Raw genomic sequence first — 14951 nt, 5'->3', positions numbered from 1 at the left:
ATTAAGACTATACCAACTAATCCATTGATTGTCAAATAAAAGTCTTGAGAATCGTCATTTATTTTTTATTGTTAACCAACGTTTGTCGATTTGGTTTTTTAACTGAAATTGTAATTTGGTTATTCCGCCCACCAACGGTGACCGAATCACCAGGGACAATTTCTTTAGCCAGCAATTTAGCACTCAAGTTATCCTCAAGTTGGGTTTGAATTGCCCGACGAATTGGCCGAGCACCATATTGCGGATCAAAACCAACTTTGGAAATAATCCCAATCGCTGTCTTGGTGACCTTAATGTCAATTCCCTGATCATGAATTCGTTTAATAACCGGCTTAGTCATTAACTTAACAATTTGATCAAGTTCAGCCTTGGTTAGTGAGTGGAAGACAACGACTTCATCAATCCGGTTCAAGAATTCTGGACGGAATCGCTGCTTAAGGGCTGCCTTAATTGTATCCTTCATGGCAGCGTAATCTTCCTTAGTATCTTCTTGACCGAAGCCAACCGTTTTCTTGTCTCGCAAAGTTGTTGCGCCCAAGTTCGATGTCATGATGATAACCGTATTTCGGAAATCGATCTTACGACCCTTGGCATCTGTTAAGTACCCATCATCGAGTACCTGCAGTAACAAGTTGAAAACATCTGGATGAGCTTTTTCAACTTCATCAAACAAAACAACTGAATACGGTTTTTGACGAACTTTTTCTGTTAACTGACCACCCTCATCGTAGCCAACATAACCGGGAGCGGATCCAATCAAACGACTGGTTGAATATTTCTCCATGTACTCGCTCATGTCGACTCGGATCATATCTTCTTCTGATCCAAAGACAGCCTCTGCAACAGCCTTAGCTAATTCCGTTTTTCCAACACCGGTCGGTCCAAGGAACATAAATGACCCGATTGGCCGATTTGGATCCTTTAAGCCGCTTCGTGCTCGCCGAATTGAACGGGAAACTGCTGAAATTGCTTCTTCCTGGCCGACAACCCGCTTATGAAGGACTGCTTCCAGGTTAACCAATCGATCAGCTTCAGACTTGCTCAAACGAGTGACCGGAATGCCAGTCCATTCAGCCACAATCTGTGCCACATCCTGGCTGGTTTCCTTAACTGGATAATGAGTTTGTGAAGAATCATCAGGCGTTTCATCCTGCTTAGCTAACTCATCCTGTAATTGGTTAGCTGATTTACGAAGCTTGGAAGCTTTAGCATAATCCTGAGCAACCAACGCTTCATTCAACTGATCCAAAAGTTCCGACAGCTTCTTATGATCATCTACCACTTCAGAGTTCTGTAAGTGATCAATTCGAACCTTGGCAGCTGCTTCATCCATCAGATCAATTGCTTTATCAGGAAGGAAGCGGTCACTAATATACCGATTCGAAAGACTAACTGCAGTTTCAATGGCTTCATCCGTAATCTCAACGTGGTGATGTTGCTCGTACTTCGGCCGTAAGCCCTTTAAAATCTGAATAGTTTCATCCGTTGTTGGTTCGTCAACCATTACTTTGGCAAATCGACGTTCCAAAGCGGCATCTGATTCAATATATTTTTGATATTCATCCAGAGTGGTTGCCCCAATCAACTGGAGTTCGCCACGTGCCAATGCCGGCTTTAAAATGTTGGAAGCATCAATTGCACCTTCAGCACCACCAGCACCGATTAACGTGTGTAACTCATCAATAAATAGAATGATATTACCATCTTGGTAAATCTCTTCAATCACCTTTTTAAGCCGATCTTCAAATTCACCACGGTATTTGGTGCCGGCAACCAATGATCCCATATCAAGCATCATCAGCCGCTTATTTGCCATATCTCCCGGCACATCGCCGTTCACAATTCGTTCCGCGAGACCTTCCGCAATGGCTGTTTTACCAACACCAGGTTCGCCAATTAAAACTGGATTATTTTTAGTTCGCCGAGCAAGAATTTGAACAACTCGCTTAACTTCCAAATCACGACCAATTGTTGGGTCCAGCCGATTCTCCCGCGCCATTTCAGTGAGGTCACGAGCCAGCGAATCAATGGTTGGTGTTTTACTATCTTTTTGCTTGGATGGTCGAGCACCGCCGCGTTGCTTTGATGACATATTAGTTGCCATTGAACCACCGCTGATTCCCATTTTTCTCAATGTCACTTTTCGAATTTGTGACAAGTCAAGACCTAAATTAATTAAGATTCTTGAGGAGAGAATTGTCTCATCGGTTAACAATGAAAGCAGAATATGCTCTGTTCCAACCTTTGGCACACCATTCTTTTTGGCAAACTCGCCTGCTTGTGCCAATACTTCCTTGGCTTTAGGAGAGTATGGTAAATAATCGTTACTGCTAAGATCCTTTAAATTACCATACCCGGCAAAGCGTTCTACTTCTTCTGTAATGTCTTCGGCAGTTACTGAAAACTGTTGAAGGGCTTTATATGCGATTCCATTGGTTTCAATCAGTAGACCTAGTAACAGGTGCTCAGTACCAATTGCTTGGTGCTTAAATTTCTTTGCCTGTTCTTGAGCAATGGTTAAAACGTTCTTAGCGCTTGGAGTGAATAAATTATTCATAGATACCCTCGCTTTCTATCGTTCATAACGCAAACGATTTAATATTGATATCATGATATTAGCTCTCAAGATATCAGTTAAATCACTATTGTTAAGGTCAATTGCATCTTTGTCAATCGCTGCTAAAATAATACTTACCTCGCGACGATTAATTAAGTCATTATTATATAACGTTTGGACGATTGTTTCACTATCTCTTTTCGACAATTTATTACCAATTGCCTCAATTAATGAATTCAGCACGTCAATGTCATCTAATAAATGAACTTTCTCTATTCTAATGTAGCCGCCACCACCCCTTTTACTTTCAACAATATACCCATTTTGAATCGTAAAACGTGTGTTAATTACATAATTAATCTGCGACGGAACAACGTCAAATAATCCAGCGATTTCCGATCGGCGAATTTTAACCTGTTCGTTATCGGCGAGTATCTCTTTTAAGTACCGTTCAATTAAATCAGAAATATTTTCGTCGGCCATGCTCTCACCCAATTCTTTGACTAATATTGACTTTAATTATACGAATAAAGCCAGAAAATGCAAAGAAAAGGTTTCAAACAGCTTTTTAAAAACGAAATGAGATTAATTGTTACCTCAAATTGACCAAATAACCACGTCTTATTATCAGTTTCTTTCAGCCCATTATATATAGGAATGTCAAAAATTCAAGTCATAAATCGTTAAAATGTCGACAAAAAAAATCGGGAAAACAAGATTTGAACTTGCGACCCCTACGTCCCGAACGTAGTGCTCTACCAAGCTGAGCTATTTCCCGATAATCAAAAAATATTTAATTAATCCATCACATACTACCATACATTTATATAATAGGCCAAATAGTCGGGAAGACAGGATTCGAACCTGCGACCCCCTGGTCCCAAACCAGGTGCTCTACCAAGCTGAGCTACTTCCCGAAATTGCCAACTGCCAAATCCACGACAGTAAAAAATGCACCCAGTAGGAGTCGAACCTACAACCTTCTGATTCGTAGTCAGACACTCTATCCAGTTGCGCTATGGGTGCATAATTAATATTCAATTTAGTAAGGCAATTAGGTATCCCGATAACGCCAAACAAAAGCTTCTCGAGGAAGCGGAAGACGGGATTCGAACCCGCGACCCCCACCATGGCAAGGTGATGTTCTACCACTGAACTACTTCCGCAAAATGCCGACTAGACGATTCGAACGCCCGACCTCTTCATTACTAGTGAAGCGCTCTAACCAACTGAGCTAAGTCGGCATATTATATACGGTTCTATGCGGGCGAAGGGATTCGAACCCCCACGTCATAAGACACTAGAACCTAAATCTAGCGCGTCTGCCAGTTCCGCCACGCCCGCATTGTTTAAAACTGGCAATGAGCCGTGGCAGTCTCGAACTGCCGACCCTCTGATTAAAAGTCAGATGCTCTACCAACTGAGCTAACGGCTCAATGGAGGATACAGGGATCGAACCTGTGACCTCCTGCTTGTAAGGCAGATGCTCTCCCAGCTGAGCTAATCCTCCATGAAATCAATCATGAATCCATCTGTTATTGGTAGTCATCTCATCAAAACAACTATTAAATTTTACCATTTACTCTCAACGAAAGTCAAGATATAATTTTAAATTTTATCAGCTGTTCACTTAGGTTTCAAAAGTATCGATCAAATTCCGACAAGAAATATTATAGCGTATTATCCTAGTCATTACCAGAAAAATTTCAACTTTTTTTGGATTTTTTTGCACGTTGGCTGCTTAAACTTGCCCAATCTCTCATCAGACAAATCCTCTAGATGTTTAGTAGCCTTCCCCCTTTTTAGCCGCCAAGCTTTTCTTTTTGACACTTTTGATTATCCAACGGTCGCCTCTCATGTAACAGCTTCAATTGATCCATAAAAAAGAGGCTGGAACCATGACCAAGTTCCAACCTTAATGACTCTCTCCAATGGAATAATGACTATTAATCCACATTTCGAGAATTGGGGGTATCCAAAAACTAATCACAATGAGAGGGGGATCTCGATGTAATTAATCCGTAGTCCGGAAATCGTTAACCAAAGTTAACCCTTTCTCAGCCTACATATAATATATACGCGAAAAGGACCACTCATTTTTTGATTAATTTATTTTTATTGTTGTTTTTCGATTTTAGTTTTACCGTGCATGTATGGGCGTAGGACTTCCGGAATCGTTACCGTGCCATCTTCATTTTGATAATTTTCCAAAATCGCAGCAACAGTCCGACCAACTGCCAATCCAGAGCCATTTAATGTGTGGACATAATGTAGTTTGCCATCTTGATCCCGATATTGAATATGCGATCGACGTGCTTGAAAATCGGTTGTATTCGAACAGCTGGAAATTTCCCGATACTTATTCTGTGCTGGGAACCAAACCTCTAAATCATGGGTCATGGCAGCAGTAAAGCTCATATCACTGGTGGTCAGTGTGATCACATGATAGGCCAATCCAAGCTTCTTCAAGTTGTCTTCAGCTTGATGGGTAATCTGTTCAAGTGCGTTCCACGAATCTTCCGGTTTCGTAAACTTTACCATTTCAACCTTGTTGAATTGGTGCAAGCGAATTAAACCTTTTGTATCCCGACCGGCACTTCCTGCTTCTGAACGAAAGGCAGGTGATAGCGCTGTAAAGGAAACCGGTAATTTTTCTTCTGGGATCACTTCATTTCGATAATAATTTACTAGTGGCACCTCAGCGGTTGGGATCATTGTAAGATCCGTTCCGGTAATCTCATAGCCGGCTTTATTCTCCAAAAACTTCGGAAATTGGCCGGTTCCGTACATTGAAGCATCATTTACCATATATGGTGGAATAACTTCTTGGTAGCCGGCAGCCGTATTTTGGTCCAAATAAAAATTGTAGACTGCCCGTTCAAGAAGTGCGCCGTCGCCAATATAATAAACAAATCGACTGCCAGAAACCTTCGCAGCCCGTTCAAAATCCAAAATCCCCAAATTTTCGCCGATATCCCAGTGATGTTTCGGTTTAAAGCTGAAGGTTGGAATTTGACCAATTCGTCGAAGCTCAACAGCTCCTTCTTCAGTTAGAGAAACCGGCACGTCATCTGCAGGAATATTTGGTAAATGAGCCGCCAAATCATCTTCCTTTTTCTCAATCTGGCGCAACTGTTCATCCAATTCTTTAATGGTTTGGCCAGTCTTTTTCATTTCGGCAATGGCCTCTGAAGCATCTTCTTTTTGACGCTTCAGTTGAGAAATTTTATCGGAAACCTCATTTCGGGTAGCTTTCAGAGATTCCGACTTAACAATCAATTCACGTCTTTTGGCATCCAAGGCCAGTAATTGATCAATCATTTCGCCCTTGATTCCGCGAGTTGCCAATTTTTCTTTTATATAATCCGGATCTTTTCGAATCTTTTTGATATCAAGCATCTTTTAATCTCCCTTTCCGCTTATGGTTAATGGGGTGACACTTTGCCAACCCACAAAAAAGGACCCCTCGTCACTGGGACGAAGGATCCTTTTTTCGCGGTACCACCCAAGTTCTTGGTTTTCCAAGCTCTCAACGTATGGTAACGGCATACATCCGTGCGGCATTACCCGCCCGTTTACTTGTGCTGGAATTTTCGATGACAATTCACACCGACCATTGTCTCTCTGAAATCTACTTAATAGACACAAAACGCTTTAATTTCTTCTTAAAACAATCGATTCAAGCCGCAACACTCTCGGTATTGAACCATCCTGCTTCACTCACCTTTCGATTATAACGAATTCACCTTCAAATCACAAGCCGTCAAATTGCCAACTGATTAATTTTTTGATCAATCATCTGAAACACGGCCTGTCTGTCAGTGTCCCTTTCGACAAAATCAAATTGGTCACCATTGATCTGAATTTTGGCAGATTTGTCGTAATCTTGATACCAAGTCTGGTAACGTTGATTCAAGTCCTGATAGTATTGGTACAAGCCAGGATCATTTTCAATTTGCTCGTACGGTCGGCCACGCTTTTTAATTCGTTTCAACATCGTCTCAAAGGAAATGTCAATATGAATCAACAGATCTGGATTTTTGCTGTGATGACTTTGTGGTAACTCCTGCATCATATTTTGAAGAAGTGAATCATAAATTTCAACTTCGGTTTCAGTAGCTCTGCCCAGGTCAGCATTTAAATGGAAAAGTAATGAATCTTCAAAGATCGACCGATCCAAAATACTTTCATCATTTTGCCAAGCTCGTTTGATATCAGCCATTCGTCGATTCAAGAAATCGATTTGTAACAAGAAAGCATATTTTTTCGGGTTTTGATAAAACAGCGGCAAAATCTGATTATTGTCAACAGATTCGTAATAGGCAGGGGTCCCCAAATGCTTCGACAACATCTGAGTTAATGAGGTTTTCCCTGCACCAATCGTTCCAGCTAAAACAAGCATTTATAAATCCCCTTATTTGATTAATGACAGCACAATATATTGTACTAGTTCCAAATAATGGGTGCAACATCTAGTAATAAATTATTTTAAGTCAGAAATATCAACCACTTCAATATTATCTCGACCGCCATATGCATCAAACCATGGCGTGGCATTTGCCGATAAAATCTTGGTCAAGTCTTTTACATTCTGGGTTCCTTTATGTTTCAGCCAGTCAACCAAGCCATCCTTGCCATCACGAACAAAGATATCAACGCCTTCAATCCAGGTTGCTCGGCCACTTAAAACACCGTTAAATTTAGCTCCTGCACTGCCGGCAAGTTTTAACTCCCGCTGGAAAATAGGAGTTGGAACACCAGCACTTAGAAAAATAAACGGCCGGGTTGCTTCATCACTCAATTGCTTTAAGTAAGTTTTGGCTTGATCTTCCGTATAAGCCGATTCACTGACAGACTTATCCCATCCCTCAATATAAGTTGGGTTAAATGGGACCTCCATCTTCAAAACATCAATGTGATACTTATCCTGTGTAAATTCCTTCATTGCCCGTAACACAAAATCCGGCTTTTCTTTGGCAAACTCTAAGGACTTACTATCATAACGATCATCGTAAGTCACAATTTCAAAAAATGTGGGTGTTTCAGCTGCCAAGCCTTCAGTTCCATACCGTTGTGCAAAAGCCTTTTTCTGATTATTAATTTCATCCGGATCATCCGGATTAAAATAGAGCAATACTTTTAAAGCATCAGCTCCTCTGGAAACCATAATTTGTGCGGATTGATCAGGAATCAAGCTAGGCAAGCGGCCAGGTTCGTTAGCATCATACCCGGTCTTCTCATAAGACATAATTAGCCCGGTCTTGTCAGCCTTAGCTTCAATGCCTTTAAAGCCCATTTGTTCATCTAAAAGAATTGCTGAACTAAGTGGACTCAAAATTTTTGAAACGGTTTCCTTAAATTCATAAATCATTTTCATACTGAAAAGCTTTCCATATTTTTCGGAAGCCGTTTTCATCATTTTAACAAGCGATCCACGTTGATCTAACGCCAATGCATCGATTTTCCCCTCATCATTGGTTAATTTCAACATTCTTTGATATTTACCTTTTGAAAGATGTTTTTTTGCCATACATTTCACCTCATATTTTTAATAGACCAATTAATAGGTTCCACTTAGGCATTATAACGCTATGCTGTTGTTATGTACAATAAAAGCGATTAAACTGCTCTTGTAAAAAGTAGCCCAATCGCTGAAAACAAACTCATTTATTGTTTAATTTTGAAAGATTTTCTTCTTCATGGGAAGGGGAAACGTCAATCTTTTCAAGTGGAATAATTTTCGTATGTTTTTTCCACTTATAAGCAAAGTACAGAATCAATACCAGCGGTACGCTAATGTAAGTGACTAGAATTTGTTGCCAATCAAAGTGCATAAAGGCACTTGGGTTCTGACCGACAATCACCAAAATACATAGAACCAAACACAGTAACGGTCCAAACGGAAATAACTTTGCATGGTACTTCAATTCTTTAAGATCATGTCCCTGTTTAATAAATGCCCGTCTAAACCGGTAATGTGAAATGGCAATCCCGAACCAGGCAATGAAACCCGTTAGTCCGGAAGCCGCAACCAGCCACATATAAATTTTCGGGCCGGCAATACTTGAAATAAATGTCAGAAGAGAGACCACTGTCGTTGCAATCAATGAGTAATATGGAATGCCATTTGGAGCCGTTTTGCCAAAAGTCCTCGGCGCATAGCCACTATTAGACAGAGAATAAAGCATCCGAGTCGACGCATACATCCCCGAATTAGCCGACGAAATGACCGACGTTAAAATCACAGCGTTCATGACACTGGCAGCAGCTGCCAACCCTGCTCGTTGAAAGACAAGTGTGAATGGACTAATGGCAATGTCGGTCGTACTCGATCCCAACAGTGAGTGACTGGTATAAGGAATAATGGCTGCAATCACGAAAATTGTTAGAATGTAGAACAAAATAATTCGCCAGAAGACCTCATTAATTGCCTTTGGCACACTGTGCTGCGGATCCTGAGATTCACCAGCTGTAATTCCTACCAGCTCGGTTCCTTGAAATGAAAAGCCGGCCACGACAAAAACGCTCAGGATAGCCGGAAAACCACCAACAAATGGCGCTTGTTTGACTGAAAAGTTCCGCAGTCCAATAAAGTGGCCACCCATAATCCCAAAAATGGTTAAGCAGCCGACCGCCAAGAAAATAATGATGGTTACTACTTTAATTAATGACATCCAAAATTCAGTTTCACCAAACGCTCGCACCGACATCGCGTTGATCGCTAGAATAATGACCAACGCAATTGCACTCCAAATCCATTGGGGAACGTTTGGCAGCCAAAACGCCATTACCAAAGCAGCCGTGCTAATATCAACTGCCACCGTAATTGCCCAGTTAAACCAATAGTTCCATCCCATCGCAAAGCCCAGTGCCGGGTCAACATACTTAGCCGAGTAAGCCGCAAACGAGCCAGAAATTGGCATGTTAGTGGCCATTTCTCCTAAACTGGTCATAAGAAAATAAACCATCATTCCCATAAAGAAATAGGCCGTCAAAGCACCCAGTGGCCCAGCCTTTGAAATTGCCGATCCACTGGCAACAAATAGTCCAGTTCCAATACAGCCGCCCAGCGCAATCATCGAAACGTGTCGCGCCTTGAGTCCCCGTTTCACCTGGCCAATATTGCCGCCGCCATTTTCATTTTCATCCATTATTCAAAACCTCGCCTCTCAGTTTAAGATTCATATCAGACTACAAAAAAAGTCCCCTTCAAATATACTGAAAGAGACGATAAGTGTTTTTCAACATCTTGATAGCTCTCCGTAGTATCAAAACTACGACAGTCCTTAATTTGTTAAATTAAGTCCCAACAAACGGCCAGAAAAGTAACCGCTCATTTCGGCACTCATCCCTTTTTACTTCAGTCATGACTTCTTTTCAAGTTCCTGAAATATACTCTTAATGAATGCGCCTCTACTCGAATACATTGATTAGTCTAATTATTTACTTTTTAACAATATGCATTGTAACTCAAATTAATCGGGATGACAACAACCACGCGTGTAGGTCAATCCCGACTCCGGTGAAAGCCGGCTTATCCAAAGCTGACCACTAACCGCATATAGGTGACAACACCAATTCATAAACTACTTTCTGCCTGCCAATAATTGGATCACGAAGTTCGGTCACAAACGAAAAACCTAAGCGTTTTAACAAATTAATAGAAGCCTGATTATCTGAAAAAGCTTCTGCCACAATCGTTTTAATTACTTGACGCTGTTGTAATTCCTCAATCAACGCCATTAAAGCTTCTACCATGTAGCCACAGTGCCAAGCACTCGGTGCCAAAAAATAACTGATTTCAGCATGCTGCTCACTTGCCTGGCCGCTTTGGCCAATCCGTTCAAACAGCAGAATTGCCCCGATCAACTCATCGTCTTTAAAAAGGCCGTACGACCCAGGCGATCTCAATTGCCGCTTTAACGCACTGGGCATCATTCGAGGATTACTGATCAAATCAAATCCTGCACCAGCTGAGACCTCCGGTAAGGCCGTTAAAGCCGCATATGCAGCGTAGTCATCAGCAACGGACAGTGCGCGGATCATTAATCGTTTGGTATAAATCGCCACTTCACAGACTCCTCCAAATTACCATCCAGGTCTCAACAATCAACTTGACATCCTTTTACCAGCAACGTTGTCACTATACTTTAGTATTCACGACAAACCGGAATCGTGCAATTTGTGGGGCAAATTTGACGTAAAACATTTCCGAAATCAGCAACCAACTATAGCCAACCAAGCAAGCGCCCAGCGTATCGGTTGGGTAATGAGCATTGAGGTAAATTCTTGAAAACATGACTAAAATCAACCCAATACCCATTAGCACCCGCAACAGACACCGCACAGAAAGTTGCTTAATTAATGGGATGACGGCAATCCACAAAATCGCCACAATCAAAAAGATTCCCATGACATGCCCACTTGGATAACTATAACCGTTATCAACACCCAAGTGAAGTGGTGGCCGATGGCGTTTGACCAGATGTTTGACAACAAAGCCGACCACATCACCACCGCCTAACGTAAAGAGTGCCCAAAGCGCTGGAACTTTATACTTAAATCCCCATAGAAAAAAGGCGATGACAAATACCCATAAAATGTCCATCGGGGGACTCGCAAAAAAGGAAAGTCCCGTATAAAATTTTTCCATCATTTCACTTGGTTCTTTTCCCTGAATAGCGGTCGTAAATATCGAATCTAAAAATTGCAAATAGTCAAAATTAAATGCGACCGAAATTGATAATAACAGAGTGATGATTGTGCTGACAAGCAGCTTGAATGCCCGATTCACATCCCGATCAATCATCATATAACCTTCGTCGTTCCCAAACATCTTTAACAATCCTCTCTACGAATAAGTCTCGTTTTTGAGTATATCACATTCATCCACCCCGTTTTTTATCAATGCTAAACTTTCCAAATCTTTAAAAACCAATCCATCAGACGTCTCTTGGCAATCGGTGAATTGCCAACTGAGAAAGGCTTATTCCACCGTAATGTCACCGTCGTCAGTTGAAAGCTCATAGGTGACCAATGACCCTTTGCCTTTATTCCAAGTCGACCGCTGATGGCCAAAGATTGAAGCTGGATCATCATCAACATGCGTCGTCACTTCGGCCCGTTTCCGATCCGGAACCTGGCCATCAATGTCACCGTCTTCGGTACTGGCCGACAATGCCTTTAAAATTTGATTACCTCTAAAGGAAATGTCACCGTCATCCGAATGCATCGAAACCCGTTCAAAATGGCTGCCAGCCACCGAAATATCACCATCATCGGTTGAGAGATCACTAGCCCCCGTTTTAAAATGACAATTACGCAAATCAATATCACCATCACTGGTATCACTTGAAATACTTGGCGCATTAACATTGTTAAAACTGGTATCGCCACCCATACTTCTCAGTGCCAGCTTGGTTTGCACCGTCACATCCGTCATATCAAGATCCGTATCACCATTAATTTGAATCGTTTTGAGTGACAAATGATTAATTGTCGTCTCATCCTGGTTTTGGCCATCAATTTGAGTCAGCCGATTCTTTTTTGGCAAAGTTACAACGATGTTTCCATTATCATCACCATCGTTGTTGATATCAAACCCAACCCAGGAATGATGGCGATGAATTGGTGCATTGATCGTCAACTTTTCACCGTCTTTTTTCATTTTAGTGCCTGAAATATAAGAAATCTGAGGCTTGGCCACTTGACCGCTTCTGATTTCAACCTGATTGTCAGCCGAAAAACTAATCTGACTGATATTACCACTAAATTCTCTTTGATAAGTTTTCAAAGTTCGACTTGATTGATTCTCAGCAACTTTAAATCCGTGCCGACCCCAATAAACACTCTGGAGTCCCGAATGCCCCAATGCGATCACGGTCATCACCAATCCGATTGTCATCGTTATCAGCCCAATAATGATTGTTTTTTTCATTTTTGCTGTCTCCCTCCGTGCTTCTCGGCGCGATTCTTAGTGACTAATTTGTCATACATCCACTTGGAAAAAAGGGTGAAACCATGAATGATGCCATCAATCGTCCCCTTCAGAGCCGGTGACAGTAGCATAATCAGGCCAACCGCAAACAGCCCGGCACCCAGATAGAAGACGCCGACCCAAAAATGGCCACCTACAACCCCTAAGCCAGTGCCAATTGCCACCAAACCGCTCAGGATCACCGCAAAAAATACGCTGATCATGGCGACCATTAGCCCACCAGCCGCTACAATGACTGCACTAAAAACGGCAATTGCGACAATCGCCAACGGAATTGTAATCGGCGTTGACAAGACGGCCAAGACAATCAACCAGATTGTTTTAACATCTTCTTTGGGTTTATGTACTCGACTGCCTGTTTGCGCAGTGGCGTTTAAATTTTTAATGGAATAATCTGCCAAAACCTTACGTGCCAATTGTCTTGGTGTTCCCAACTCTCTCACACAGTCGTTATAGGTCACAAATTTGCCGTCTTGGAGATATTCCGTATAGAAATCAAGCACATCATTTCTTTCTTCCGGACCCAACTGCGCCAACAGGGCCTTTAATTCTTCAATATAATCATTCATGGCTCTCACCCCCTAACAATTTATCAACTTTATTCTTAAAATCCCGCCACTCCTCTTGGATAACCTTGAATTGGCGTTTTCCTTCTGCGGTAATCCGATAATAACGGCGGTTTTGGCCCTGGTAAGGCTCATCGTAAGTCGTTAATAGTTGATTTTTCTTCAATCTTCGAAGAACCGGATACATGGTCGATTCCGACACGGAAATTGATCCCTGCACTTTCTGGGTCAGTGCATAGCCATAGTAATCATCGTGCATCAATAACCCCAAGACACACCCATCCAACAGTTCCGAACTGATTTGAATCGCCATATTGTCACCTCTACAATACTATACGACGTATAATATAATTTCATAAACATAGTAATTGATTCCCTGAGCATTGTCAACCCCACTGGTTCAGTAATTGGTAAAGAAGACAGAAAAAAGCCGGCATCCTTTAAAAGGGTGTCGACTTATTTATAAAATTCGATTTTTGTTTTCTAAAAGTTAAATTAATTAAAGTCTAAAAGCCAACAGCTGATTACCTCAAAACTTTTTCAATCGTTTGCGTCTTAACTTTCTTAAATCTCGTTCGACTCGTAAGCGGACCTTATTTACCAATTCTGCCACAATAAACCCAAGCGCAATCGAACCGGCAATCCAAACCACCTGCGACAAATAGTTGAAGGCAGACTGATAGCTTCCCATTGCAAAACTCTTAATGGCGTTATAAGCTTGCCCGCCAGGCACCAACGGCACCAACCCCGGTACATCAAACAAAATACTGGGCATCTTTTTCCAGCGGGCAATCAAAACTGACATCACGCCAATACATAAGCCGCCAAAGAAGTTGGCTGATCCCAAGCCACCCCAAGTGTTAATAATGACGTCATAGACCAGCCAACCGAGCAATGCGTTAAAACCAGCGATATTCAGGGCTTTATGCGGCAAGTTTACAATCAAGCCAAACCCAATGCCGGAAAGGTAAACGCAAAGGCATTTTATGATAAAAAAGGTCACCGAATTCATTTGCTTAACCTCATCTCAACGACTCCTTCGTTACATAAAATGCAAGGCAATTGCCACGCCAAAGCCAAGGGCACAGGCACTGATGAGTGCTTCGATACCACGTGCCGGACCACTGATCAGATTGCCGGACAAGGCATCCCGTACCGCATTAGTTAACGGAATACCAGGTACCAGTGGCATCATCGCCCCAACAATAATATCATCGGCTCGACTACCAAATCCTAATTGGACCGACAAAATAGCCAAAGCAGCCACTCCGGCCGCCGCTAAAAATTCACTCAAAAAGCGGATTTGAACATAGATATTTAAAAAATAGAGAATCGCCCAACCGACCATACCAACCAAGCAGGTAATCCAAAAATCTGCCAAATTGTTTCGAAAGACCACAACCAAGGCGCCACTTACCAAGCCGGCACCAATTTCTTGCACCCACAGGGGGAAGGTGCCCACAATGTCATCAATGTGGACCAGCTGATCATAAAAATCAGTCATATCAATTTGTTTTGCTTCAAAGCGCCGTGATAATTCATTAACTTTGGCAACTTTCTCCAAATCAAATGAGCGTTTGTCAATCGCACCAACTTGAGCCCCCACGTCAGCCACGCCACCGGACATGATGATCCCCGTTACGGTAACGTAGACCCGGGCTTTGGCTAACCCGGCATTATGGGCAATTCTTAAAATCGTATTGTTCACCCGGGTCATTTCCGAACCGGATTCAATCATAATCGTTCCAGCTAAAATGCACGTGTCCAAAACCAATTGATCATACTGGCGTTTTTGTTCATACTGGCGCTGCTTTTCATCCATAAAAACCAC

The 14951-nt window shown here is 42.0% G+C and carries 13 protein-coding genes, 8 tRNA genes and 1 riboswitch; all 21 genes read right to left on the bottom strand.

The window, feature by feature from the left end:
* Positions 1–58: 58 nt before the first annotated feature.
* Positions 59–2557, bottom strand: a complete 2499-nt coding sequence (locus tag ED605_RS10420; RefSeq protein ID WP_121978833.1) for an ATP-dependent Clp protease ATP-binding subunit — start codon at positions 2555–2557, stop codon at positions 59–61.
* 15 nt (positions 2558–2572) lie between these two features.
* Positions 2573–3040: a CtsR family transcriptional regulator gene (locus ED605_RS10415; RefSeq protein ID WP_121978832.1), complete on the bottom strand. Its 468-nt coding sequence runs from the start codon at positions 3038–3040 to the stop codon at positions 2573–2575.
* Between the two features lie 221 nt (positions 3041–3261).
* Positions 3262–3335, bottom strand: a tRNA-Pro gene (locus ED605_RS10410).
* A gap of 65 nt (positions 3336–3400) precedes the next feature.
* Positions 3401–3474 (bottom strand) — tRNA-Pro (locus ED605_RS10405).
* A 35-nt stretch (positions 3475–3509) separates the two neighbouring features.
* Positions 3510–3583: transfer RNA gene (locus ED605_RS10400), tRNA-Arg, on the bottom strand.
* Positions 3584–3651: 68 nt separating this feature from the next.
* Positions 3652–3723 (bottom strand) — tRNA-Gly (locus ED605_RS10395).
* Positions 3724–3727: 4 nt separating this feature from the next.
* Positions 3728–3801: transfer RNA gene (locus ED605_RS10390), tRNA-Thr, on the bottom strand.
* Between the two features lie 18 nt (positions 3802–3819).
* Positions 3820–3901, bottom strand: a tRNA-Leu gene (locus ED605_RS10385).
* A gap of 18 nt (positions 3902–3919) precedes the next feature.
* Positions 3920–3992: transfer RNA gene (locus ED605_RS10380), tRNA-Lys, on the bottom strand.
* Between the two features lie 2 nt (positions 3993–3994).
* Positions 3995–4067: transfer RNA gene (locus tag ED605_RS10375), tRNA-Val, on the bottom strand.
* Positions 4068–4672: 605 nt separating this feature from the next.
* Positions 4673–5956 (bottom strand): serine--tRNA ligase, encoded by a 1284-nt coding sequence (gene serS / locus ED605_RS10370; protein WP_121978831.1) that lies wholly within the window; start codon positions 5954–5956, stop codon positions 4673–4675.
* A 364-nt stretch (positions 5957–6320) separates the two neighbouring features.
* Positions 6321–6959, bottom strand: a complete 639-nt coding sequence (locus tag ED605_RS10365) for a deoxynucleoside kinase (protein WP_121978830.1) — start codon at positions 6957–6959, stop codon at positions 6321–6323.
* 81 nt (positions 6960–7040) lie between these two features.
* Positions 7041–8087, bottom strand: a complete 1047-nt coding sequence (locus ED605_RS10360) for a tagatose 1,6-diphosphate aldolase (RefSeq protein WP_121978829.1) — start codon at positions 8085–8087, stop codon at positions 7041–7043.
* 133 nt (positions 8088–8220) lie between these two features.
* Positions 8221–9708 carry an amino acid permease gene (locus ED605_RS10355; protein ID WP_121978828.1) on the bottom strand — a complete coding sequence of 496 codons (1488 nt, stop codon included), beginning with the start codon at positions 9706–9708 and terminating at the stop codon, positions 8221–8223.
* Between the two features lie 94 nt (positions 9709–9802).
* Positions 9803–9981: riboswitch (Lysine riboswitch) on the bottom strand.
* Positions 9982–10108: 127 nt separating this feature from the next.
* Complete coding sequence (locus tag ED605_RS10350) at positions 10109–10627, bottom strand: GNAT family N-acetyltransferase (protein ID WP_121978827.1); 519 nt, start codon at positions 10625–10627, stop codon at positions 10109–10111.
* 73 nt (positions 10628–10700) lie between these two features.
* On the bottom strand, positions 10701–11393 hold the full coding sequence (locus ED605_RS10345) for a phosphatase PAP2 family protein (RefSeq protein ID WP_121978826.1): 693 nt from the start codon (positions 11391–11393) through the stop codon (positions 10701–10703).
* Positions 11394–11543: 150 nt separating this feature from the next.
* The gene (locus ED605_RS10340) at positions 11544–12494 is read right to left on the bottom strand and encodes a DUF4097 family beta strand repeat-containing protein (protein WP_121978825.1); all 951 of its coding nucleotides are present in this window, start codon (positions 12492–12494) and stop codon (positions 11544–11546) included.
* A complete protein-coding gene (locus ED605_RS10335) occupies positions 12491–13123 on the bottom strand; it encodes a DUF1700 domain-containing protein (RefSeq protein ID WP_121978824.1) in 633 nt (210 codons plus the stop codon). The genes ED605_RS10340 and ED605_RS10335 overlap by 4 nt, the downstream gene beginning before the upstream one ends.
* Entirely contained in the window at positions 13116–13433 is a 318-nt protein-coding gene (locus tag ED605_RS10330) for a PadR family transcriptional regulator (protein ID WP_121978823.1), read from the bottom strand. Before ED605_RS10330 ends, ED605_RS10335 begins: the two co-directional genes overlap by 8 nt.
* A gap of 216 nt (positions 13434–13649) precedes the next feature.
* Positions 13650–14132 (bottom strand): threonine/serine exporter family protein, encoded by a 483-nt coding sequence (locus ED605_RS10325; protein WP_121978822.1) that lies wholly within the window; start codon positions 14130–14132, stop codon positions 13650–13652.
* Between the two features lie 30 nt (positions 14133–14162).
* A complete protein-coding gene (locus tag ED605_RS10320; protein WP_121978821.1) occupies positions 14163–14942 on the bottom strand; it encodes a threonine/serine exporter family protein in 780 nt (259 codons plus the stop codon).
* Positions 14943–14951 lie beyond the last annotated feature (9 nt).

This window comes from Lentilactobacillus raoultii, from assembly GCF_900411375.1.
Classification (GTDB): domain Bacteria; phylum Bacillota; class Bacilli; order Lactobacillales; family Lactobacillaceae; genus Lentilactobacillus; species Lentilactobacillus raoultii.
Note: the sequence above shows the minus strand (reverse complement) of the source record. Positions and strands in the feature narration are given on the sequence as shown.